This is a genomic window from Kordiimonas aestuarii (genome assembly GCF_025574465.1).
In the GTDB taxonomy this organism is placed as follows: Bacteria; Pseudomonadota; Alphaproteobacteria; order Sphingomonadales; family Kordiimonadaceae; genus Kordiimonas; species Kordiimonas aestuarii.
Window position 1 is genome coordinate 100,106 of sequence record NZ_JAOBPP010000013.1, and the last position, 22,292, is coordinate 122,397.

17 protein-coding genes are annotated in these 22,292 nt (G+C 52.9%); 5 read left to right on the forward strand and 12 right to left on the reverse strand.

Features of this window, described 5'->3' with window-relative positions:
• Nucleotides 1-32: 32 nt before the first annotated feature.
• On the reverse strand, nucleotides 33-1,385 hold the full coding sequence (locus OEU85_RS03280) for an ammonium transporter family protein (RefSeq protein ID WP_262690011.1): 1,353 nt from the start codon (nucleotides 1,383-1,385) through the stop codon (nucleotides 33-35).
• Between the two features lie 55 nt (nucleotides 1,386-1,440).
• Nucleotides 1,441-2,538 carry a glutamine synthetase beta-grasp domain-containing protein gene (locus OEU85_RS03285; protein ID WP_262690012.1) on the reverse strand — a complete coding sequence of 366 codons (1,098 nt, stop codon included), beginning with the start codon at nucleotides 2,536-2,538 and terminating at the stop codon, nucleotides 1,441-1,443.
• Nucleotides 2,539-2,848: 310 nt separating this feature from the next.
• On the opposite strand from OEU85_RS03285, the gene OEU85_RS03290 reads away from it, so the two are divergent.
• Complete coding sequence (locus OEU85_RS03290) at nucleotides 2,849-4,747, forward strand: winged helix-turn-helix domain-containing protein (protein ID WP_262690013.1); 1,899 nt, start codon at nucleotides 2,849-2,851, stop codon at nucleotides 4,745-4,747.
• A gap of 27 nt (nucleotides 4,748-4,774) precedes the next feature.
• Here the strand turns inward: OEU85_RS03290 and OEU85_RS03295 are convergent, their stop codons facing one another.
• The 5 genes from OEU85_RS03295 to OEU85_RS03315 all read right to left on the reverse strand — a co-directional run bounded on the left by OEU85_RS03295 (nucleotide 4,775) and on the right by OEU85_RS03315 (nucleotide 11,840).
• Entirely contained in the window at nucleotides 4,775-5,626 is an 852-nt protein-coding gene (locus tag OEU85_RS03295; protein WP_262690014.1) for a hypothetical protein, read from the reverse strand.
• A 10-nt stretch (nucleotides 5,627-5,636) separates the two neighbouring features.
• Nucleotides 5,637-7,475, reverse strand: coding sequence for a hypothetical protein (locus tag OEU85_RS03300; RefSeq protein ID WP_262690015.1), 1,839 nt, complete (start codon nucleotides 7,473-7,475; stop codon nucleotides 5,637-5,639).
• Nucleotides 7,476-7,493: 18 nt separating this feature from the next.
• Complete coding sequence (locus OEU85_RS03305) at nucleotides 7,494-8,684, reverse strand: hypothetical protein (RefSeq protein WP_262690016.1); 1,191 nt, start codon at nucleotides 8,682-8,684, stop codon at nucleotides 7,494-7,496.
• A gap of 163 nt (nucleotides 8,685-8,847) precedes the next feature.
• Nucleotides 8,848-10,068, reverse strand: coding sequence for a tetratricopeptide repeat protein (locus OEU85_RS03310; protein WP_262690017.1), 1,221 nt, complete (start codon nucleotides 10,066-10,068; stop codon nucleotides 8,848-8,850).
• Nucleotides 10,069-10,460: 392 nt separating this feature from the next.
• Nucleotides 10,461-11,840 (reverse strand): esterase/lipase family protein, encoded by a 1,380-nt coding sequence (locus OEU85_RS03315; RefSeq protein WP_262690018.1) that lies wholly within the window; start codon nucleotides 11,838-11,840, stop codon nucleotides 10,461-10,463.
• Nucleotides 11,841-12,115: 275 nt separating this feature from the next.
• Between OEU85_RS03315 and OEU85_RS03320 the strand changes: the two genes are divergently transcribed.
• A complete protein-coding gene (locus OEU85_RS03320) occupies nucleotides 12,116-13,084 on the forward strand; it encodes an NAD-dependent epimerase/dehydratase family protein (RefSeq protein ID WP_262690019.1) in 969 nt (322 codons plus the stop codon).
• 83 nt (nucleotides 13,085-13,167) lie between these two features.
• Nucleotides 13,168-14,346: a glycosyltransferase family 4 protein gene (locus tag OEU85_RS03325; protein ID WP_262690020.1), complete on the forward strand. Its 1,179-nt coding sequence runs from the start codon at nucleotides 13,168-13,170 to the stop codon at nucleotides 14,344-14,346.
• A gap of 2 nt (nucleotides 14,347-14,348) precedes the next feature.
• Here OEU85_RS03325 and OEU85_RS03330 read toward each other — a convergent pair whose 3' ends face one another.
• From OEU85_RS03330 to OEU85_RS03350, 5 genes are all read right to left on the reverse strand, one after another.
• A complete protein-coding gene (locus tag OEU85_RS03330; protein WP_262690021.1) occupies nucleotides 14,349-15,572 on the reverse strand; it encodes a glycosyltransferase family protein in 1,224 nt (407 codons plus the stop codon).
• Nucleotides 15,573-15,595: 23 nt separating this feature from the next.
• Complete coding sequence (locus OEU85_RS03335; protein WP_262690022.1) at nucleotides 15,596-16,717, reverse strand: hypothetical protein; 1,122 nt, start codon at nucleotides 16,715-16,717, stop codon at nucleotides 15,596-15,598.
• Nucleotides 16,704-18,029 carry an oligosaccharide flippase family protein gene (locus tag OEU85_RS03340; protein ID WP_262690023.1) on the reverse strand — a complete coding sequence of 442 codons (1,326 nt, stop codon included), beginning with the start codon at nucleotides 18,027-18,029 and terminating at the stop codon, nucleotides 16,704-16,706. The genes OEU85_RS03335 and OEU85_RS03340 overlap by 14 nt, the downstream gene beginning before the upstream one ends.
• Before the next feature lie 161 nt (nucleotides 18,030-18,190).
• Nucleotides 18,191-19,027, reverse strand: a complete 837-nt coding sequence (locus tag OEU85_RS03345; RefSeq protein ID WP_262690024.1) for a class I SAM-dependent methyltransferase — start codon at nucleotides 19,025-19,027, stop codon at nucleotides 18,191-18,193.
• A gap of 31 nt (nucleotides 19,028-19,058) precedes the next feature.
• Nucleotides 19,059-19,862 (reverse strand): sulfotransferase domain-containing protein, encoded by an 804-nt coding sequence (locus OEU85_RS03350; protein ID WP_262690025.1) that lies wholly within the window; start codon nucleotides 19,860-19,862, stop codon nucleotides 19,059-19,061.
• A 117-nt stretch (nucleotides 19,863-19,979) separates the two neighbouring features.
• On the opposite strand from OEU85_RS03350, the gene OEU85_RS03355 reads away from it, so the two are divergent.
• Both OEU85_RS03355 and OEU85_RS03360 read left to right on the forward strand, forming a co-directional pair.
• On the forward strand, nucleotides 19,980-21,245 hold the full coding sequence (locus tag OEU85_RS03355; RefSeq protein WP_262690026.1) for a hypothetical protein: 1,266 nt from the start codon (nucleotides 19,980-19,982) through the stop codon (nucleotides 21,243-21,245).
• A 69-nt stretch (nucleotides 21,246-21,314) separates the two neighbouring features.
• Nucleotides 21,315-22,292 (forward strand): NAD-dependent epimerase/dehydratase family protein, encoded by a 978-nt coding sequence (locus OEU85_RS03360; protein ID WP_262690027.1) that lies wholly within the window; start codon nucleotides 21,315-21,317, stop codon nucleotides 22,290-22,292.

The window sequence follows — 22,292 nt, forward strand, 5'->3', positions numbered from 1 at the left end:
CGTCCTAGTGTTATTTGTCTGCCGCGCTTCACTTAGCGGCTTGGCGCTTCTGAATCGGTCTGGTCGCGTGTCGTTTGCGAAGAAAGTGAGTTTTTATCTGAAGGAAGCAGCGCGTCGATGAAGTCGAAGTTATAGGCACGGGTGCCCATTTCAGCGAGGTCGGCACCAACTTCCTCTGCCTGTGTGTCGAGACGAATGCCAAAGGACAGTCGCATCACCCACCAGATCAGGAAGCTAAGCACAAAGACAAAGGCACCGATGCTGGCAACACCAAACAGTTGCACACTGAGCGAGGCACCTTCGTTGGTGACAGAAGCTACCACGGTGCCCCAGATGCCGGCGGCAAGGTGTACCGGCACGGCACCAACGACATCGTCGATACGGAAGGATTCAAGTAGCCAGGCTGCAACCAGCATTACCAATCCGCCACCGGCACCAATCAGGAGCGCTGCACTGATCGAGGGTGCCGATGGTTCCGCTGTGATGGCGACGAGGCCCGCGAGGGCGCCGTTCAGGGTGAGCATAAGGTTAGGCCGCCTGAACAGGAGCTGTGTGGCCAACAGCACAGCCAGTACACCACCGGCCGCGGCTGCGTTGGTGTTGGCAAATATATTGGATATAGCGATCGCATCTTCCACAGAGGAAAGCGACAGTTGTGAACCGCCATTAAAGCCCAGCCAGCCGAACCAGAGGATCAGCACCCCGATTGCCACCTGAGGAGCCGACGAACCCGGAAGCGGCTTCGGGCGACCTTCACTGCAGAACCGACCTGTGCGTGGCCCAAGTAACAGGGCGCCGGCGAGGGCTGCCCATCCGCCCACGGAATGCACAACGGTTGAGCCTGCAAAGTCGGTGAAGCCGAGACGCGCCAACCAGCCGCCGCCCCACGTCCATGAGCCCACAACAGGATAAATAATACCGGTCAGAATGGCAGCAAATGTGAGAAATGGCCAAAAGCGGCTGCGTTCGGCGAGAGCACCGGATACGACGGAGGCTGCGGTCGCAACAAAAACCATCTGGAAAAACCAATAGGCATTCGCAGCGTGACCGCTGCTGAGGTCGCCACCAAGGGCTGCGGTGTCATCTGGTATCCATGTCCCAGGAGTGCCTGGGGCAAACATGATATTATAGCCGATAACGTAGAAGGTTATGCCAGCGATTGCGTACAGGCTGATGTTTTTGGTCAGGATTACACCCACCGACTTGGAGCGTACCGAGCCAGCCTCAAGCATGGTAAATCCTGCTGCCATGAACATGACAAGCGCACCACAAAGCAGCATCAACAGAGAATTTAATACAAATGATGTTTCACTGGACATGGCCGCATAAGCAGGGCTTGCGACGAACAGGCAAGCAGCACCACCTGCGAGAAATTTCTTAAGCATAACAAAACTCCAAAATAAATTGAGCTGCGCCCACCTGAGGTGGGCGCAGACAAGCTTATGCAGCTACAGATTCAGGGTGATTTCCGCTTTGGAGAATGGCCTCGATGGCGGCCTGCTCGATGTCACAAACGGTGGCAGCGATTTTTGCTGCGACTTCGTATGGGTCAGCGTTGGCGCCTGGGCGACGGTCCTCAAAGTAACCGTGGCCTTTTTCCTGAACGGGAAGCGGGATGCGAATGGAGGCACCACGGTCCGCTGTACCGGCACGGAACTCGTTGATCGAGCATGTTTCGTGTTGGCCTGTCAGGCGCTCAGCAAGGCCATCACCATAAATGGCGATGTGCTCGGCGTGTTTGCTGCCAAGGCGCTCGACAGCTTTTTCGATTGCCTTCATACCCTCTTGCGCGCGGGTGGCTTCGGTGGAGAAGTTGGTGTGCATGCCTGCGCCGTTCCAGTCACCTTTGACCGGTTTGTTGGCAAAAGAGACGCTCACGCCGTGGTCTTCAGCTACACGGTGTAAAATCCAGCGTGCGAGCCACACATGGTCTGCGACGTTCAGGAGGCCAGGGTCTTCATTACCAATGCCGCGGAAGCCGATCTGGAATTCCCATTGGCCTGGCATGACCTCTGCGTTCAGGCCGTAATACAGCAAGTCTGCGTCAAGACATTTTTGAGCGTGTTCCTCCGCAATGGCGCGGCCAAAGGCAACGTCCGCACCAACACTGCAATAATAGGGTCCTTGGGCGTCAGGTTCACCGCTCACAGGCCAGCCGAGGGGACGTTCGTCCTGAAACAGTGTGTATTCCTGCTCAAAACCAGCCCATGGGCGTTGACGCTCGGCGCCGGCTTTCAGTGTCGCGCGGAGCGACGCTCGGGTATTGCTTTCGTGAACCTTGCCAGCGGCGTCGTAGACTTCACAAAGCACAAGATAGTTGTTGCCTTCGCGGAAGGGGTCACGAACAACGCAAGCTGGTACCAGCAGGCAATCGGAATCAGATCCTTCAGCCTGACCCGTGGAGGAGCCATCAAAGCTCCAGATCGGGAAGTCTATGGCTTTGGGCGATGCATTGTCAGCGCGGACAAAGCGGGTTTTGGAGCGAAGCTGACGGGTAGGTTTGCTGCCGTCGAGCCAGATATATTCTGCAAAAGACATTTTGTTTCCTTGTCAGTTTATTTCGTCAGTTTATTTCCGCCGTACGTCAGACCGGAACATGTCCATATCGGTGTGGGGACCCCGATGGTTTGGACAAGTGTGTCCGGCCTGACGTCGGCTTGAGGGGAAATAACCAGAAGCCGCGCAGAAAATCATAAGGAAGGTTTGAAAAGGTTCTGATTTGTTTCGCTCGAAACTGATTTTTGGAAAATCTTTATTTTTCAATAAGTTGTATTTATTGCAATTGATTGTAACCTCAGTTATTAAGGAGTTCTTAAGTAGCCAGCAGCGACGAATTGCGGAGATTTGCATGTCTCAGGATGGACATTCGGGTCGACAGATCATCGGCATGTCGAGTATGGACATCTCTGTCGACTTGGTGAACGAGGTTGTCACTTTGAAAGACAAGCCCGTGCACCTGGGGCGAAAGTCGTATCGTTTGCTGGTGGAGCTGATGCTCAGGCCGCAAGCGCTGCTCTCCAAAGATGCGCTTATTCTAAAGGTTTGGGACGGCCGTGCGGTATCAGACGCAGTCCTGACAACAGCCATGCATGAGGTGCGACGTGTTCTGCGCGATCAGGCGCGTACCCCTAAATATATAGAAACCGCCCACGGTCGTGGGTACCGTTTTTTGCATTCGGTGGAGACACTGGAAGATTCAGGCGATCTGGATGAGCTCGGGGAGCGCTCCTCCGCTGAAGGCGCGCCCTATTTACCGGTGTCGGACACATCATCCCCGGATCTGGTGGCCAGCGGTTTTTCGCGTAGCAAACGAGCTTTGGAGATTACAGCGTTGGGCGCCTTCATTCTGGCCTTGATTGCCTTCATCGCCTTGGCTGGAAGCAACCCCAACGATGGTGGCGCGGGTACGGATCGCCGTCCGCAAAAACTCGTCTCAGAGGCGGGTGACGACAAACCTGTTCGGGGGCGTCCCGCAGGATTGACTACCGATGGTACGGACGAGGCAGGCAAGGTGGCGACCAGCACAAGCATCGCCGCCTATGACGCTTATTACCGTGGGGTGCGTCTTTTTGAAAACGCGAACTATGAAGAACAACTGCTGGAATCATTGGCTGCCTTTGAAGAGGCGCTGGTGCTTGACCCCCAGTTTGTACCTGCGTTGGCAGCGAAGGCCAAAACATTGCTCGCGATAAATTGGGCGGGAAGCTTTGATCCGACATGGCGCGTGCGGGCACGGAAAACGCTTGACGAGCTTGAGGCAATAGCGCCTGAAAGTGTCGAAACGTATCTCACCAAAGGTTATTATCACTACTGGGGGTTTCGGGATTATCAGGCCGCCAGCGCGGCGCTGGAGCAGGCGGCTGCGGTGGCGCCCAAACGCTCGGAGGTTTGGGAGTTGAAGGGCTATGTTGCGCGTCGGCAAGGCAAGTTCAAGGAGGCTGCGGCTGCGCTCGAGCGCGCCTATGAACTGAACCCGACCAATATAACGCTTCTCACGGAAACCATAGAAACATACGCCCCCCTTGGTTTTTTTAATAAGGTGGATAAGCTCGTGCAGGCTGCGCGGGTCCTCGACCCAATGTATAACGATCTCGTCTACACCGAAGCGGTAATCTGGGCCATGCGCGGCGCGCCTACGAAAGCCTACGCGGCCGTGACGAGCAAAATGACCGCGCCGCCGTCCGATCACGGTATCTGGGTTCTGGAATATGCACTGCTGACAAGGGATGCCGGGCTGATCGAAGAAGCGTTGGCTGGTTTGCCGAACGCGACGGATGTCAATGTAGATAGACAGCTATATGCAGACAGGCTTGTAGTGGAAGCATATATGGCTCTCGGTCGGGGTGAGGACGCAGCAGAAAAACTCAACCTGCTGGCAGAAAAAGTTGCTGAACTGTTTCCTGACGGAAGCTTGCGTTGGCACCCAAACGGCGCATTCACGCCAGTTGACCTGCCGGGCCTGCAGCAAGACCTGACAAAAGTTGAGCGGATTGTTAAAGATTATGAAGCATTTGTTTCCAATGATCTGTGGCAGTCCCGGCGGCATTGGTACGCTATCGCGCGGGCCTTCGTGCGGGCAGGTTCACCCGACCGGGCCTTTGATTATATTGACCGGCTCACCGCCGTTTATGGCCCGCAATATTATCTTCGGTTTTCGGTAGATCCAGCCTTTGACAGTATTCGCGACCACAAACGTTATGCTGCGTTGAAAGCAGACTTTCATAAGTGGGAAGCCGACCAGCCCTGAGACCGGTCGCTTCTGTCGGGCAGGTGCTCACGTGCCTTCGCATGCCTTGGTATAGGTGTTGCTTGCCGGGGCCGGTGTTGCTTGCCGGGTAGCTTGATCTACCGTGATCGGCAGTTGTGTACCGGAGGGTGCCCCCCAATAGGTCTCAACCATCGCCAGATAGACACCCGCGCTGTCCAAAAAGGCCTGCGCCATTCTATTCGTATTGCTGCAGTAATAAGCCTTGATATTATCCGGTACTCCACCAAAATCCGTGGCCACCTTATAGGCTTGGGTAACAGCGGCCTTCATGCCGACCAGAGCATCCGCGATGGTGGTGAGATCTCGCGCTTCCTGCTGTGTCGCGCCATCGGCCATGTTAATGCCTGAAAATAGTGACGACCCACCCGGGCTCATAGAGCGCCTCGTTTCCTCATAGCCTGCGTATGGCGGGATCAAGGGCAGCAGGAAACAGTCCCGGTCTGGACTGTTTTCGCCCATCTTCTGACAGAGCGCCTTGCCGTCTTCAACCACGTTACCAAGGGCGGTGTTTACCGAGGGATCATAGCTTTGCCAGTAAGCCATTGCGGCGATGCGGTAATAACTTAGGGCTTCAGGGAGAGTGTCAGACTCGGCTGCTAGTTTCTGGGCTTTGTTGGCGGCCTGATTGCCGATGTCGGCAAGATTTACAAAATCAAGGGACTGCACACCAGCAGGGTCGCGTTTGTCTGTGGGTATTTGCTGTGCATGTGCCTCAGCTTGCCGGTGACGAATGCGTTGCTGGATGCCTTGTTGCAGGTCATTGTCCAGTTTGATGATATTTGAAGCTGTGCGCACCTGATCGATGGTGACACAACCGCCAAGAGCGATAGCGAGGACTAAGGGAGCATATGTTTTCATTGCTTGTCTCCTAGGACGCAGCCAGTGCGGCAGAGATGTCGCTGTCCGTTGGCAGGGTTCCGGTCGCAAGTACCTTGCCCAACAGAAGGCGGATAAGTTTTTTGACAGTATCGGCGCCGAATGTTTGCGGGTCAGCTTGGGTTCTATCGTTGATGTCTTTGATGAAATTTTTCACCAGATCAGGGTTTCCGGCCGCCGCGCTGACGTTTCCGCCAAGTCCATGGACGACCTCAATGATAGCGTCGCGCAGGGTGTTGCCAAAGAGGCGCGGGCTGCCTGCACGCCCGCCGTCACTCCATGCCTCGCCAGCTACAGTCAGTATCGATTTGATCGCCGTGGTTGCCAGCGAATTTGCGTCGGTACCAAAAAGTCGACCGGGATTGGCGGACGCTTCTTCAACTGCCGCCGCAGCGATTTTGAGCCATCCGTCGCTGGTCAGTAGCAAGTGTGTGTCCGCGGCCATCGCTTTGGCTATACCGCTGGCAATGTCCTGAAGTTCCGGCTTGTCAATGCCAAGCATACCGGGCGTCTGGGCCGCCTGCTGCAACAGAATGCGACCGAGATCGAGAAGTTCTTTTTCGTTGAAGATGCCAAGCGCCCCAGAATTGCCGCTGGTTATGGCGGCGCTTAGCGAACCGGTCACTTGCTCAAGCGCCTTTTCAGCTACTTTTTCCCAGGGCTCATCGGGGTTCAGTTTTAGAAGCTTCGGCGCATTGCTGCCGACCACCTCGATGGCCATCGCGGCAAGCGCGGTACCCACCTGACCCTTGAATGTCGGGTTCTGGCTTAGCACTGTTGCCGTGCCTTTCAACAGGTCCCTGAAAAGCTCGTTTTTCGGGCTGTCGCCCGAGATGAACAGTGAGGGGTTGTCGACCGCGACCTTAAGCCCCGATTGATAGAGCTGAATGAGGCCTTCCTTTTTGAACTGGTCGAGCACATTGCCGTCGGCGGCGGTTGATTGCAGTTCCGAGAAGAGGGCGGTGGTCACGGCACCGAGAGCTGTGTCGTTGGCGAAATCCTTGCCGAGATAGTCGCTGGTATTTTCAGCGAGTATCTTGAATGCGGCTTCGGCGGCTGGCCCCGCAAGAGCATCGACCAGGTCGCGGTATACCATCTGGTCGGTAATCGATGTTGGCATCGCGTCGATGATAGGTTTTGTGACGCCCGCCACCAGCTTGGCGATGTTTTCGTTTTTTATTACCAGCGACGTATTGGCTTCCAGTGTACCGAGCCCAGCGCGCAGGAAAATGCCGAGGACACGGTCCGTAAACCCGTCCCGCGGTCCCATATCGCCGACATCGTTGGGAATAAGTTCATTCATCTGCTTGGCAAATGAGGTGACGAGCGTCTCGCCCTTGCCTCCGATACCAAAAAGGGAAGGGTTGGTGCCGACAAACTCAAGACCTACGTCTGTAATTGTCAGGGCCATGCGTGCCCATGCGCTGGGTGGTTTCCGTGATTCGCGCCATTGTTCCACCATTCGGCCGCCTGCGAGCATTTCAGCTTCACGTTGGGCATCGACGGCGTCTTTTCCGTCGGCTACAAGCTTTTCCTGCGCTTGGTTTTTCAACATCAGGGCGCTGCATTGGTCAATAATGCTGGGGCTGATCGGCGAGATGCGAGGAACCGGTGTCTCCTTCCAGTAGTTTTTCAGGACAGGGTCAGCCTTGATGACATCTGGATGCGCCCGGAAATAGGCCACCACGGTCTCGCCGGTTGAGGAGGCTGGCCAGCTGAGGTCTGGCAGGAAAATCGCCCGGTCGCGTGCATGTTCTGCATAAAGGTTCACGCCCGCCTGTCCGGCCCGCAATACGGCTTGGATACCTGCGATGATCATTGAGAGCGACATATCCGTTCCTTTCTACGCCTAGAGGCGGAGTGCCTTGGGCCCGCGCCAGTTCTGGCTTGGCGGCTTCTCTGTGTGCGCAAGGAGGTTATTTGCCCGAGTTACGGTTTTAAACGCGTCCCGGGCTGCGCTTTTGGCGACCGTTTCCTTGCTCAACGCTTCGGCCGGTACGTTTGTGCCGCCGTCTTGGGAGGCCTTGCTGGTCAGGGCTGATGCGACCTGAGTGACGGCCGATAGCCGTTGGATCATGTCGTACCAGAAGGGACCACCCAGTCCGATCAGCAAGCCGGTTGCAATGGTGGTGAAAAGCCACGCCCAGAATGCCTTGCTTAGGAAGTCAATACTATCCCTGGAGACGGTCTGATTGGGTGACAGGAAGTTATTGATGTCGCTGCCGTTAAACAATTCATTGTCTGTCCAGCCGAAAGGCAAACCCAAGTCTTGCGCATCAGCAATGCCCTTTCGCAGGTCTGCCAGTTTGTCTTCAATTGCTTTAAGTTGTGACTCCGAGACGGACTGCCCGTTGCTGGCGGCACGTGTGGCCGCCAGTTGCGCCTGGTAGTTGGCGGTGGCCGTGTTGGCGTGATTGATGATGTCCGTGGTCAATGTTTCGTCGTTTTGGAAGGCGCGGACGAGGGACACCACATTGGCGTTCATTCCCAGTGCAAAAAGCACGGCGATAATCACTGAGATAATCTGCGAACGGCGTTTGAAGTAGGCTGAAACCTGGCGCCCATAGTCCTCAAACCGTGTGGCAAGGTCGTCGATCAGGATATCGATATCAACTGGCGCCTTCTGGCCAATTTTCCTGCCAATGTCAGTTTCCGCCAAACGACGGAAAAACTCTGCTACGTCCATCCGATCGACGCTGCCATCCAGCATGGGCAGGGGAAACTTTGATGCGAGGGTATTTCGTGAAACCGTGGCGTAGGACCCGTCCTCCGGTGGTTTTGACTTTAGCCCCGACCACATCTGGAACAGGAATTTTCCGCGGTATTCCCGGCCTGGCTCCTCCTGCCCGCGGGCGTGCGCAGGTATGAGATTTTGCAGTCGGTCCATTACCTCCTGCTCGTAGAATTTCTCAATAAGGACCTTCATTCCGTGTTTGCGCAGTGTAAACGCCCGGTGCAGGACCTCGACAATCGCGCTTACGAATGTGGAAAAAACCAACATGCTGACAGCAAGCGCCAGAGCAACTTGCAGTTCCCCCATTTTCCCCTCCTGTGTGACAGAAAACTCCACACATAACCCGCCGCAAGTATACGTATTGGGTGTATTTTCGCAACCTATAATAACTTTAGGTACGAGTGCTGAACGTCGCGCCAGAAAGGTCATGGCAGAATAGAAGGGATGACTTGTCTGCTTTCATGGATGCTTACCAGTAGCAGCCGCGCTCAACCTTGTCTGCGAGGTCAGGTCGCTCCTCTGGTGCGGGGCGCACCCAGCCGTCTCCCAGAATGCCTGCCCTGGTGTAGTGCTCTTCCCAGCGGCGACCTATGATGCCAAAAAGTGTCTGGATCGCGCCACCGAGCACCAGCACTTTTTTGTTTCTCAGTCTTAAGTCACTGGCCAGAGGCACGCTATATGCACCACAGCCGATGAGGGCAACGTCGAAATCGATCGCAGCGAGGTCTTCGCGCATCCGGTGATATTCGTCCATCCAGTTTTTGCCCACATTGCGACTGGCCGAGGTCTGAGCTGGCTTATAGGTTTTCAGTTGGAAATCCGGAATTATATCCTTGATGACATTGATGTTTTTTCGGTTTTTATATTGTTGCTGGATGGAGGCGTCAAACACGTGAACCACTAACACTTTTTTGCCTCTGAGGCTGAGTGTCCATGGTTCAAATGCGTGGCGGTCAACCCCACGGAATGCGATAAGGTCGAGCGGATTATACCAGCCATTTTTAGTGAGGTGAGGGTTATCAAGTGTCTTCAGGAGTGTCAGCTCATTTTCAAATCCGACCACACCAAGGAGATCCATGTTTTTGGATGCTTCAAAATAGATTTGCCCGAACTGAGCGAAAGTATCCGCGTTTCGGGGGGTAATACCTGCATTCAGTTCCCCTTGCTCGTAAAGGTCAGCATTGATCGGCCGGGCGGACAAAATATGCCCAACAATACGCCCTTCAACCCGGCCCATCCGGCCCGCAAAAAAGCCAGCAGGCCCATTCAGTCGGTCGGAGAGAAAGGGTTGCAGCCTGTCACGGTCAATAAGTCGGCTTTTTAGCGGCTCCGATTCCAGCGCTTTTTTCATCTCGGCGCTGGCCTTGGGCAGGTTGCGCCGTGCGACGACTGAGCGGCGCAAGAGTTTTACGCGTTCAGGTGATGCACCTAGTTTGACGGCAGTTTTCAAAAACTCCTCGGCAGTTTGTGGTTGGTCATCAAGGAAATATGCTCGGGCTGACCGCATATACCCATTTACCCTGTCAGGCGTAAGTTCAACCAGTCGTGCGGCGTGCTGCTTCGCGCTTTCCACATCGTTCTCACGCAAGGACAACTGATACAGCCGGTCTACCGTTTCCGGACAGTCTGGGAATTTGGTCTGTGAAGTTTCAAGCGCCTCCCGGGCGCCTGGGTTTTGGCCTGTTGCCATAAAGGCTTCAGCTTGGCGGACGTAAGGAAAGGAATGTGCCGGAAATCGCTCAATATATTGACCGCAAAGCTTCAGGGCGCGGGGCCAGGCTTTCGCCGCTATTTCACATAAAATTTCCTGTCGCAAACCAAGGTAAGGCTCTCCGGTGGAAAGATAGTCATTGATTGCATGTCGGGCGTCTTGAAATTTCGCTCCTGCTATCAACTTTTCTATCCGCGTGATACGTGGGTCGCTCATCTACTTGGTCCGTTCAGCCTTCCGGTGGATGTCTTTCATGCGCGGTGTATGCGTGGATACAGACAGCCGTTCCAAAAAAATCGCGCTGCTCTGGCTTTGTTGCGCAAGTACCGCCGGAATGCAACATGGTACCCGGGTAATTTTGATGATGCCTGCTACGCTTCGGGGGGGTAGTCAAGTATCTGCGGAGAGGGCTTGAGCTTTTTGAAGCTCATAGGTTTGCTGCTCATGCCACCAAGCTCAAAGGTGTTCTTTGATATCCGGCGCCTGAGTATGACTTCGATATAGTGGCTCTCATTTTCCTGCAACAGGTCTTCAACTGCTCGCTCTTCCGAGCGAAATTCGGCGCAGGCGTAATGAGAAAAGCCGGAAGTCGGCCGGGCGACGACCCGAAAACCTATCTTGGTGAGCTGACGCATCAGGGTGGCGTCGACATAATAAACCAACCTGCCGGATTGCGGGTTGTATTGGCGGTCGACAAAAAAGCCCTTCTTCAGCTTGGAGGGTGAATAGTTACCGCCTGCCAGAATGAGGAGATCATAATCCCTGATAGTTTCACCACGATCGTCTTTGACCTCAAAAATAATCATCTGGTATTTGGAACTGTTCTGTTGTGATACCTCGGTCAAAGCAGCGAGTTCCTGTTCGCGGCTGCTGTAATCTTCCTCGTTATCAACTTTCAGGCATTTTACGATTTCCGCGACGACGGGTTTATCCTGCATGTTCTGCGTCGTGACGCTGTTCATGATGCCGATCTTGGTGCCGGAGTGAGAAGCGTCAGGAATAACACCGAGCGGCGCGGCCTTGGGCCGTTGCACACCGCCAGAGAGCTTAAGCGAATAGGTCATCGGTTGTTTCCTGATCACCTCGTCACTCTGCTCCATGCGAATGAAGTTATAATTCATATTCCCTCCCGCGACGCGTATGACACCATCTGAGCCCTTCTCCACCAGGTAGCTGTTCAGGAAATCATAGAATGCATGGTCGATTGTTTGCCCAATGAGTACGAACGGGAAAAACCCTGCTTTTGCGCTGTCGTAGTCAAGGGTGGCCTTGTTCAAGGTGTGCTGGCCATCACTTCCGAGTGACAGCCAGTCAAGGATACGCTGTCCGGGCTCGACCCCCTGAAACCACGCCTTTATACGGCCGACGCGTTTTTTCCCCAATGCCGCGAGCGCGGACCCGTGGTTGGCAGGAGCCAGCATGACCAGATGTTTGAGCGGCATATGAGCGATGCCATCTTTGCCATAAAACAACTCTACCCACGCACGCACTACGGGCCCCCCGGTGGAATGTGTGATACAGGAAAAAGCGCCAATAGTGCCATCGTCGTCGGCAAGGTGGTCATGCAGTGATTGGTTAAACGCCCTCGCGACATCTTCCATCGAGACCTCATCATGGAAACTGATATATCGCCCAAGGTGGATATGGTTCAGTTCAATCGGGAAGTCTGCCAGCCTTTGAATGGCTTCCGGCAATTCGCCGTATGTGTCGGTATTTGTCACGCTCCAGCCATGGACAAAAACGAGTTTCATAGCAGCCTCCCCGGTACATTCATTGCCTGCGAGTAACGCTACACTTATAAGCTGCGCTTCGCAATCACCCAAGCCCTCCTGGTGCTGAATACTTCGCCTGAAACTGCAGCGCGGGCCTGCCGTAACACCTGTCAGCGGATTGTCAAAACCCTCGCCAGACTGCTACTTGAGTGGCTCTGTCAGGGTAATAAGACATTGCTCGAAGACTAAACTTTCGCTAACGTCTCGCCGAATGATTTTTAACTGATTCACTGTCTGTTCTGGGGATATTAAGAATGCAGAAACAAGCTCTTGTTTTAGGAGCCGGCGGCTTTATTGGCAGCCATCTCGTTAAGCGCCTTAAAAAAGAAGGTTTTTGGGTTAGGGGCGTGGACCTCAAATTCCCTGAATTTGCCGAAACCGAAGCCGATGATTTTGTGATTGGCGATCTGCGCGAACAGTCAATTTGCCGCGAAGTGATCGATCGTCGGTTTGATGAAGTTTACCAACTGGCTGCCGACATGGGCGGCGCCGGGTATATTTTTACCGGTATGCATGACGCCGACATCATGCACAACAGTGCCACCATCAACCTGAATGTGCTGGACCTTTGTCACAAACGCAACATCAAGCGGGTTTTCTACAGTTCTTCGGCTTGCATGTATCCGGCGTATAATCAGGAAGACCCGGACAATCCAAACTGTGCCGAAGATTCAGCGTATCCGGCAGCACCAGACAGCGAATACGGCTGGGAGAAACTGTTCAGCGAGCGTTTGTACCTGGCGTACAATCGGAACTTTGGCATGCAATGCCGCGTGGCGCGCTTCCATAACATCTTTGGCCCTGAGGGCACATGGACGGGTGGCAAGGAAAAAGCTCCGGCGGCTATTTGCCGCAAAGTCGCGTCAGCGCAAGCCAATGGCGAGATCGAAATCTGGGGTGATGGCAGCCAGACCCGGTCTTTCCTCTATATCGACGAATGTGTTGAGGGTGTGCTCAAGCTGACCCGGTCCGATTTTGAAGGGCCGGTGAATATTGGTTCTGATGAAATGGTCAGCATAAACCAGCTTGTTGATATGGTCACCGACATCGCGGGCAAGCCGTTGAAAAAACGGCACATTGATGGCCCGCAAGGTGTTCGCGGCCGTAATTCAGACAACCAGTTGATTGAACAAAAACTGGGCTGGCGCCCTAATCAGCCGCTTTATGACGGCCTCAGGGAAACATTTGCATGGATTGAGCGCCAGGTAAAAGGCAACAAATAAGCAGATCCCAGGGGCGCACCTGTTTTGTGCGTCCTTTTTTTATTCCGGTCCTCTCAGGGGCCTTGGGTGCCGAGAGAAACAGCGTGAAAATTTTCCTGCATGATAACAGTGGTCACCCCTTTCAGGTGCAGTTGAGCCGTTCGCTCGCCGCGCGGGGTTTTGATGTGATCCACTCAAGTTTTGCTGAATTCCAGACGCCGAAAGGCAACCTGCAGAAACAGGCTGATGACCCTGATACCCTGAGAATTCATGAGTTCCGCCTCAACGAACCCTTTGCAAAAAGCTCGCTTGTCAAACGCTGGACACAGGAACGTCGGCTGGGCGGAAAACTGGCTCAGTTCATCATCGCCGAGCGCCCCGATGTGGTGATCGCCAGTAATACCCCGCTTGATGCCCTTGCGCCGATGCAGAAAGCCGCCAAAAAGGTTGGCGCGCAGTTTATTTTCTGGGTGCAGGATATCTATAGCGAGGCTATTGGCCGTATCCTGCAGCGCAAATCACGGCTTTTGGGGGCTGTCGCGGGCGGGTGGTACCGACGGCTTGAGGCGGGCCTCTTGAACCGAAGCGATGCCATCGTGGTCATCTCCGCAGACTTTGTCGGCCATTTGGGCACGATGGGGGTGGACACCACCAACACGCACGTCATCGAAAACTGGGCGCCACTTGATGAAATGGTACCGACCACGCGGGTGAACGACTGGTCTGAAAAACTGCCAGACGACGGCACATGCCGCTATGTTTACGCGGGCACCCTTGGCAAAAAGCATAACCCGGAGCTCTTGGTGGGTTTGGCACGGCAGGAAAACAGCCACCTGTATGTCTTTTCTGAAGGCGAGGGCGCGGACTATCTGAAAGCCAAGCTGGACGGCGAGCCCGGGCTGAATATGACCGTCGCACCCTGGGTGCCGTTCGAGACCCTGCCCAAAGTGCTGTCAAGCGCTGATGTGTTGGTTTGTATTGTTGAGGAAGAGGCGAGCATCTTCTGTGTGCCGTCGAAGGTGCTGACCTACCTATGTGTGGGCAGGCCGCTTTTGTTGGCAGTGCCTGCAAGCAATCTTGCCTCGCGGATCGTGGGGGATACTGGCGCGGGCCTTGTGGCCCCGCCAAATGACATGACCGCTTTTCTAGATAATGCCCGCACGCTGGCGGGAGACGAGGCCGCACGGCAGCGTATGGGGGAAAATGGCCGGCGTTACGCGCTGGAGACGTTTGAGATCAGCCGGATAACCGACCGTTTTCAAGAGATTATCACGCAGCCATAAGCTTAGGCCCTTGCCCCACAAAGATGATCGAGTGTTTGGCGTGCAAATTCGTCCGGCGTGTGCCGCCTGCCATAAGCAAGACCCTGTGGCCCCAGCTTTTTCCCCGGCTGCGCACATAGTGTTTCTAGACCTGCCGCGATGGCGGCCGGACTTTCGCTATCCACTGTTATGCCCAAACCGTGTTCGTCGACTTCGCGGCCGACAAGGCCAAACGCTTGTGCTAGCACGGGGACCCTAACATGGGCCGCCCAGCAAAGTACCCCGCTTGACCCCCGGTGGCGTTGATAGGGCATCATGATCGCGGTTGAATTGCGGCACAGCCACAGTATTTCCGCGTCATCGACAAAGCGGTCAATGACCGTGACTGAAAGGGCAGGATGCGTTTGCCGGAGAGAGGCCAACTGTGTCTCAAATTCGTCCTGTATTGCGGCCTGAACCCGGCCCATAAAGGCAATGGATACCTGCGTCGTCAGTTCAGGTTTCATAAGCCTGAGCGCGGACAAGAGTGGGAAGATGCCCTTGCGAGCGTCTATGGCACCAAACATGGCAAAGCGGTTGGGCGTTGATAACCAGCCATCCGCTGCGTCGGGGCGACGTTCTGTCGTCGGCATAGGCGCGAAGTCCGGTATAGCAACTATTTTCCAGCCGTTGCGATGGGCGGCGTAAAATGCTGGGCAAAATTCGTCAAACACATGGATTGCTGTTACTCGCGCACATGACAGCAACCGGGAGACGACCCACTTTTTGACACGGGCAAACAGCTTTTCGCCACGGCTTAGTCTGGCGCCAAACAGCTTTTGGTAATGTTCGGTCGGGCACATATACATGCCGCTGACGGTTTTTTCCAAGCCCGTGAACGTGGCAAAAAACAGTGCAAGGACAACGGTGTCAAGATGCAGGAAATGAATGTGCTCACAGCCGTGTTCCTGCGCCAGCTTCTCTGCAAGTCGGATCATGCGCCGCCCGCCCGCGATATCCTTGTTGTTGGCCTTGACAGACTGCGCGACCTCGTCGTCAAGGGCCACGAGCTTGACACTTGCCTGCTCAAGCTTCTGCCAGCGCGGGTTTTCTCGCAGGCGCAGAACAAGGTCGCTGTGGAGGGCCAGGGTGAAGCGCTGTGTGGGGCGGTTTTCCGCTTCGGCAAGCAATGCTTCAGCATGGGAAAGCCGATGCCCTTCGCGGAAGGGATCAAACAAAAGGGTGGGCTTTGGCGGGAGCGTTTGCATCAGTGGCTGTGTCCTGAAACAGCTTATTGGCTGAAACGTTTTCCAAAGGAATGCCGTAAATTATGGTATACATTACGTATTTTTTCCTGTGGTTGGCTGATTTTTATGACATTGGCACCGACATCCAGAAACTCGTTGAGCTCGCGCGTGCTGGTCCGCCGCTGGCTCAGCTCCTGACCGATTTCCACCAGAAGCGCCTCATGGGGACGGTCATGGCCAACGTCGCTGCCCAGCGTGTTGGAAAGCCATGTCAGGTCGTATCCGTATAGCCATCCACCCGCGCTGTTGTTCCAGGCCAGAGGTGGTACCATTCGGTTCACGAGGCCTTTCGAGTCAACGCGTGTGGATGGTGACATGTAGTTCAGCCGGAACTGAACCTGATTGGGCGTGGCGCGCAGATCTACGATAAAATGACTGTTCAGCACGGTGTAATATACTGCGAGGAAAGCGAGATACACTTTAGACTGCAAACAATGCTGTAAATATGAAAATCGCTCACACCCTTTGCGCCAGCCGCAGTACCCTGCCACGTTTAGGTAATCCTCGAGAAGGGGATATTGCTTTAAAAACGGTGGTATGAAGCGTCGGATATGGGTAATACCAACCCCTATATTAGCATATTGATGATCATAGCTGCTGTCGAGGTTATAGAGTTGCCACAGGTCATCAACATAGCCAGCAAAACATTCGTCAGAGATATAAAAGGGCTTAGTTATCTCAAAATATGGCACCCATATTTTTCTATGGAATACCCGGTTCGGCGTGATGACTTTTTCACGATATTTTTTTTCACGGACGAGTATTCTAATGAAGTCGGGGTCGATAACAAGGTCGGTCCGTGTTTTCAAGACATAGGTATTGCGGCCCAGTCCCAGAAGACCGTGGTAAAACTGCCTCATTTGCTGGATAATATTTCCATGACTTTTAACCGATATGGGAGGCAGTTCGATAAGCTCAATACCGTGCGAGTCCAGCTTTTTCCGTAGTCCCGGGTGCCTGTCTACCTGATCGGTCCATGTCACCAACCTGAACCTGTCTATCGTGCCTTCATCCTGTAATGGTTTATAGAGGTCAAGAATATCTCCCAGTTGGGCCGCAGACCTGACCAAGCCAAGCATTACAAGTGAAATGTTATTGCTTTCCATGACGCCTCTCTTTAAGGGTAACCCGGTTATTATTCATGGTCAGAATATGGCGCCATAGGGTCAGCGTGTTCACCTTCAGCGCACGCTGGCATAGGAAATTAGCAACACCGTTGATCACAATAATATTAAGCAAGACAGCAAGACAGGCACCTATTGCACCAAACCAAATGATCATTGAAAGCTGAAGTATAACGCATGTCGCAGCGCCAACGGTCTGCAAATTACGAATGGACCGAGGGTGGGTTGCCATAGATAATAACGGGCCCAGTGGGCCGGCAGCAACGCTGATAACTTCTGCAACGACCAGAATGCCGAGCATGGAGCTGGCGGTCACATAGTCGTTACCCCAGATGCCGAGAATTTGCTCCGGCAGAAGAAGGACAAGGGTACTAAAGGCTACTGCAGGTATTGTGGTCAGCAGGGTTGATTTCGCAGCTAGGTTTATCAGTTGGTCCCGGTCTTTTTTTATACCGAAAGAGGAATATTTCGGCATCGTGACGGTATTGGCGATCGTGACCAGCAGAGATGTCATTCTGGCAATCCGCAGAGCAGCGGAAAAAAGGGCAACTTCTTCATTTCCCTCAAAACCACCTAAAATTAATATAGGCGCCCACAAAAAAACGAAGTCTAACAGTGAAACAATATAGAAGGGTGTCACTTTCGCTGTAAGGCCTTTGCGCTCACCTTTTTTCTTGTAAAAGGTGAGCGCAAAGTTGCCACGCAATTTTACCAGATAGAGAACCGTGATAATGGAGCAGGACAGAATATAGGACCAAAGTGCATTCTGTGCTGTCATGTTACCTATGAACATTAAGGCACCAAGTGGAAGGACAGCCAATGCGTTTATACCACTCAACTCCCCCAGTGCGCCCCATACAGGGTGACGTAAACCCTTCATGGCTGCAGAAAAGCAAATCATCAGATTAAAGGGATACAAGAATACAAAAAGGAGGGAAAGGTGACCGCGAACGTTGTGGTCGATGTGGCTGCCGGCAAAATATAGAACGGCCTGATATGCCGCATATAAGATAATAGATGTTATCAGCAGGGACTGAAAGGCGGCATTAAAGTGGGCTTTTATTGCGGTTTTGTCTGGCGTTTCGTGTAAGGCTCCCACGGTTCTGATGGTATATTGTTCAAACCCCAAGCGCCCGATAACCAGCATGGCCTGGAAAATTGTTAATGCCAGCATAATCGCACCGAAGGCCTCAATGCTAAGCCCGCGGGCCAGCACGATTGTAAAGCATACGCCCCCAACAACCAGCGCTCCCCGCACCGACAATAGCGATATATATGATAGCAATTTTTTCATCGTGCTGGTGCGTTCCCAAGTGGCGGGTTTTTATGGTCTGCGTCCACCCTGAATGAAATTGTTGCCTATTGGGCAAAAGGCCAAATGCAAACCTCTTGCATCGTATGATATTCCAGTGCGCGAGGTCTGACCCACAGCAATAATTTTGTATGGTTACCCTATCAAGACCGCGCGCGCCCAAATATTGCCAATACCCGGGCAACAAGGAATCGAGCATAGCTGCGCCAGTCAAGGGTGTCGAGAATGCGGCCATGTCGCCTCAGGCGTCTGACTTCATCAACAATAAGTTTGGAAACGGGGGCTGCGTAGTCTGCAGGCAGGGTCTCGAGCACATCGTTGCGGATGGCCATCAGGTCATAGCCCGCGTAAGGATATAGGGCATTGGACTGAATGCCACCCAGATGAAAGACGGTATAACCCTCGCTGTGGAGACGCTCAATCAGTTTGTTTCCTTTATCTTCAGGGGTAAGCTTGTTTGATTCAAAATCAATGATTTTGGGGTAATGACCAAAATCTAATACCTGCTCGATAGCGATCTCGTCACAGCCTTCCATGTCGGTATAAAGCATGCATGGAACCGGAAATTTGCGTGCCTGATACAGGTCTGCGTATGTAATGCAGTCCACCACAACCTTCTGGGCCGACATGTCAGGCAGGTTGTTCAGCAGGCTCGAGTTGGTGCCATTGCTGTGATTGCCGAGGAAAAAATCTGTTTGGCCGGTCGTGTTACTTACGGCCAAGCGGGCAACCTCGACGTTCTCAAAACGCCCGTTTTTTCCCCGGTAGCGTTTGGCCAGTTTATCATAGGCCGCAGGTAACGGTTCTAGTAGCAGGCTTTTGGGAGCATGCTTTTCTATAAACCATTGATTTGGATCAGGCCAGCCGCCTGTTGATGCACCGACAACAAGGAGAAAATCTTTTTCGAGGTCGAATATATGCTCCAAAATCGCACGCTTCTGCACATCGGCGATAATTGGTAACTCCAGTGTCCAGGACAATCAAAAATCTCCCATGATACGAATATGATTTTTATAATGTAAAATCGACATATCCGTTTTCCTTTTGCCACGATGCGTATTTTATACTGATCTTTTTAATAAGAAGCGCGTTTATATCAAATTCAGTGTGGCTTTTATCCGATATATGCTTTGAATGCATTAGCGTTTTTGCATCGTTCGGGTATAGCGCTCTTCTAAGCCTTGCCGACAAATAATGGGGCAGAACTTTTTTTATGAGCGGCATAATTCGAACGCGCGAGTTCACGCCATATAAAAACCGCTTCATGGCCAGTGTTTTGCTTGCGTTTGCCACACCAACATTCAGTTGCGATGCCTCCGGTGAGGTGGTGTGCATAATTCTGTCGGTTAAGTCTTTATGCAGCGCAATGCCAATAAAGTTGGCTATTTCCTGCACGGCCCTTTTTTTATCGTGCATCAAATCGTCAAATTTTTGCATGATCACGTTTTGGCAACGTGTTGCTGCGAGATAAACCTCGAGCGCGTCATCGATGTCTTTAAACAGTTGATTTTCTGCTTTAGGGAACTTTCGCATCAGGGACCGGGCAACATCCCTCAGGTCACGGTGAACATATATGATAAAAAGGCCGGGATTCTTGGACTGATCAACAATGAACTTGGGGAGGTCGTGAGACTTAAGGACATGGATGACATCGTCGCATATCCAGCTTTCAACCTTTCTGTGATAAGCCTCAAGGTCATAGGCATCGAAATAGCCTTCGCCTCTTCCTCTGCCGCTCGCCTCTACTGTTTCCCGTGTCAGATTGTATTGCAGCGTCGAGCCAGATCTCATCATACCACTACATATAACTAACATCTGGGCATCCCTGTTGATTAAATACTATACAGCTCTTTATACATCTATTAGGCATGGGCTACGTGCGGATGGCCACGTTTATAACCACAGACTCTTTCATACTCAAAGGATGTCAGATTGCAACAAATTGCTGACACGCACAAGTTGGCGCTATGCTCGTTCATGCTCGCTGCGGATATCTTCCTTTGGCCCATACAATTTCCCCTATTGGGTTTTGCCGGTGTGGGGCTGAATTTTATTCTTGCCTTGCCGTTGGTCGCAGGCATCTCGATCTTACCTGCGGTAGTTTCACGACGGTTAGCGCTTTTTATTGGCGCTTTGCTTTTGCATATGGTTCTGGTGTTCCTTGTGTGGGGAGTGTCCGGCAGAACACTAGGAATGGTCTTCGCTCTTAGCCTCTATCTTGCTGGTACATGTGTGGCACTGCACGTTTGTTTCCAGGACAACTTCCTTCGTTTCCGAAAGATCGTGTTTCTATTTCTCTGCGCCCAGCTTTTTTTGCATGGTCTTGAGCTTGCGGGACTGTATGACCCCAACCCCAACTGGTCTCGCGAGCATTACCTTTTTGGCTTCCCTGTGCCCACGGGATTTTTTACCGAGGCGTCTCATGTGGGGTTATGCCTTGGCCCCCTTATGTTCTGGTGGTTCAGCAAGTCCGGTTTGAACAAGCGGATCAGCCTGTTGGCTGGTATATCGGTCATGCTTAGCCTGTCCACCACCGGACTGACCGTTGTCGTTTTTATAAGCTTGATGTTTCTGCTGCGCTCGAGTGAGATATCTACCGCTACAAAAAAGGCTGTCTTTTCAATTTTTGCCCTGCTGATCTCATACATGGTGTTCACGGCGGATTCATTTTCTGAAATCAACGAACGGCTGTTGTCGTTGACCAGTATCCTCGCTGGCGATACCGGAGGCCCGCAAAATTTGTCGGCGCTTATTTACATGAATGGTGTTGACATGGCGGGACAGGGCTTGAGTGATGTTGTTGGCGCAGGTGCCGGACAAATGTTGCTCTATTACCCTGATGCCGCTTATTCCTATCTCATTGAAATCATCAATAGTGGGGCTGCACTAAATCGGGACGATGGTGGCTCGACAATGCTGAAGTTATTAGCCGAGTTCGGCTTCTTTGGGCTTATCTTTGCTATATACTACGGTTTGTTTCTGTTTAAGGTCCTCCGCAGCAGGTTGAGTTATGTCACAACCATATTGGCACTATATTTTTTGGTGACAATGATACGAGGTGCGGGATATTTTGACGGACCAATTGTAATTTCTGTGGCGCTATTTTTATACGCGCCCATATTGTTCGCACGCCCTAGGTCAGCGCCGGACGAATCTGCCGCCATTGTCGTAGGCGCGCCGTCGCTGCCACGAACATAAAACAGGATATTTCATCTAGGGAGTGCTTTTCCACGCCCTCAAAATGTAGAAGTGGTTTTTGGGAATTATATGACCTACAAAATACTAGTGACTGGTGGCTCAGGGTTTATTGGGACAAATTTGTTGGCGTCCCTGGAAAACGAGGGGCATGCGCTATGCAATCTCGATATCGCCACCCCGCGCAACCCCGCACAAGAACATCTTTGGCAGAAAGTTGATATTCTTGACGCGCCAGCCCTTGAGGCCGCCCTTCAGACCTTCTCGCCAGACTATGTATTTCATCTGGCTGCCCGCACAGATATGGACGGCAAATCATTGCATGATTATGACGCCAACATCGCCGGAGTGCGCAACATAATTAATGCCATTAAGGCCACGCATGGGGTGAGGCGTACGCTTTTTGCGTCCAGCCGTCTTGTCTGCAAGATCGGCTATATGCCGGTATCAGATACGGATTATAATGCAACCACGGTTTACGGCCAGTCCAAGGTCGAGGGCGAAAAGGTCGTTCGCTCGGAAGCGGCGGATCATTTCCCCTGGCTCATTATGCGGCCAACATCCATCTGGGGTCCCTGGTTTGACGTGCCCTACAGAAACTTTTTCGATACTCTCAAGCAGGGTGTTTATGTTCATCCTACCAAGCGCAAACTATTGAAGTCGTATGGATACGTTGGCAACAGCGTGGCGCAACTTAAAACCATGTTGATGCATGCTGATGAAAGCGCCGTTCTCGAGAAAACATTTTATCTGTGCGATTACCCTCCGCTGGAGGTGCGCGAGTGGGCTGACCTCATAAGCAGGCATTTGAATGCCAGGCGAGCGTCAACAGTTCCCTATGCGTTGATCAAGTTCATGGCGCTTGGTGGGGATATACTCAAGAAGCTAGGCTACCTATCTGCGCCGATTACATCTTTTCGACTTGATAATATTATGACTCCCATGGTCCACGAGACAGCGGCCACCGAAAAACTGTGTGGCGAGTTGCCCTACAGCCTGGAGGATGGTGTGCGAGAAACCTGTGCGTGGCTGCGCGATCATCCGCGATAA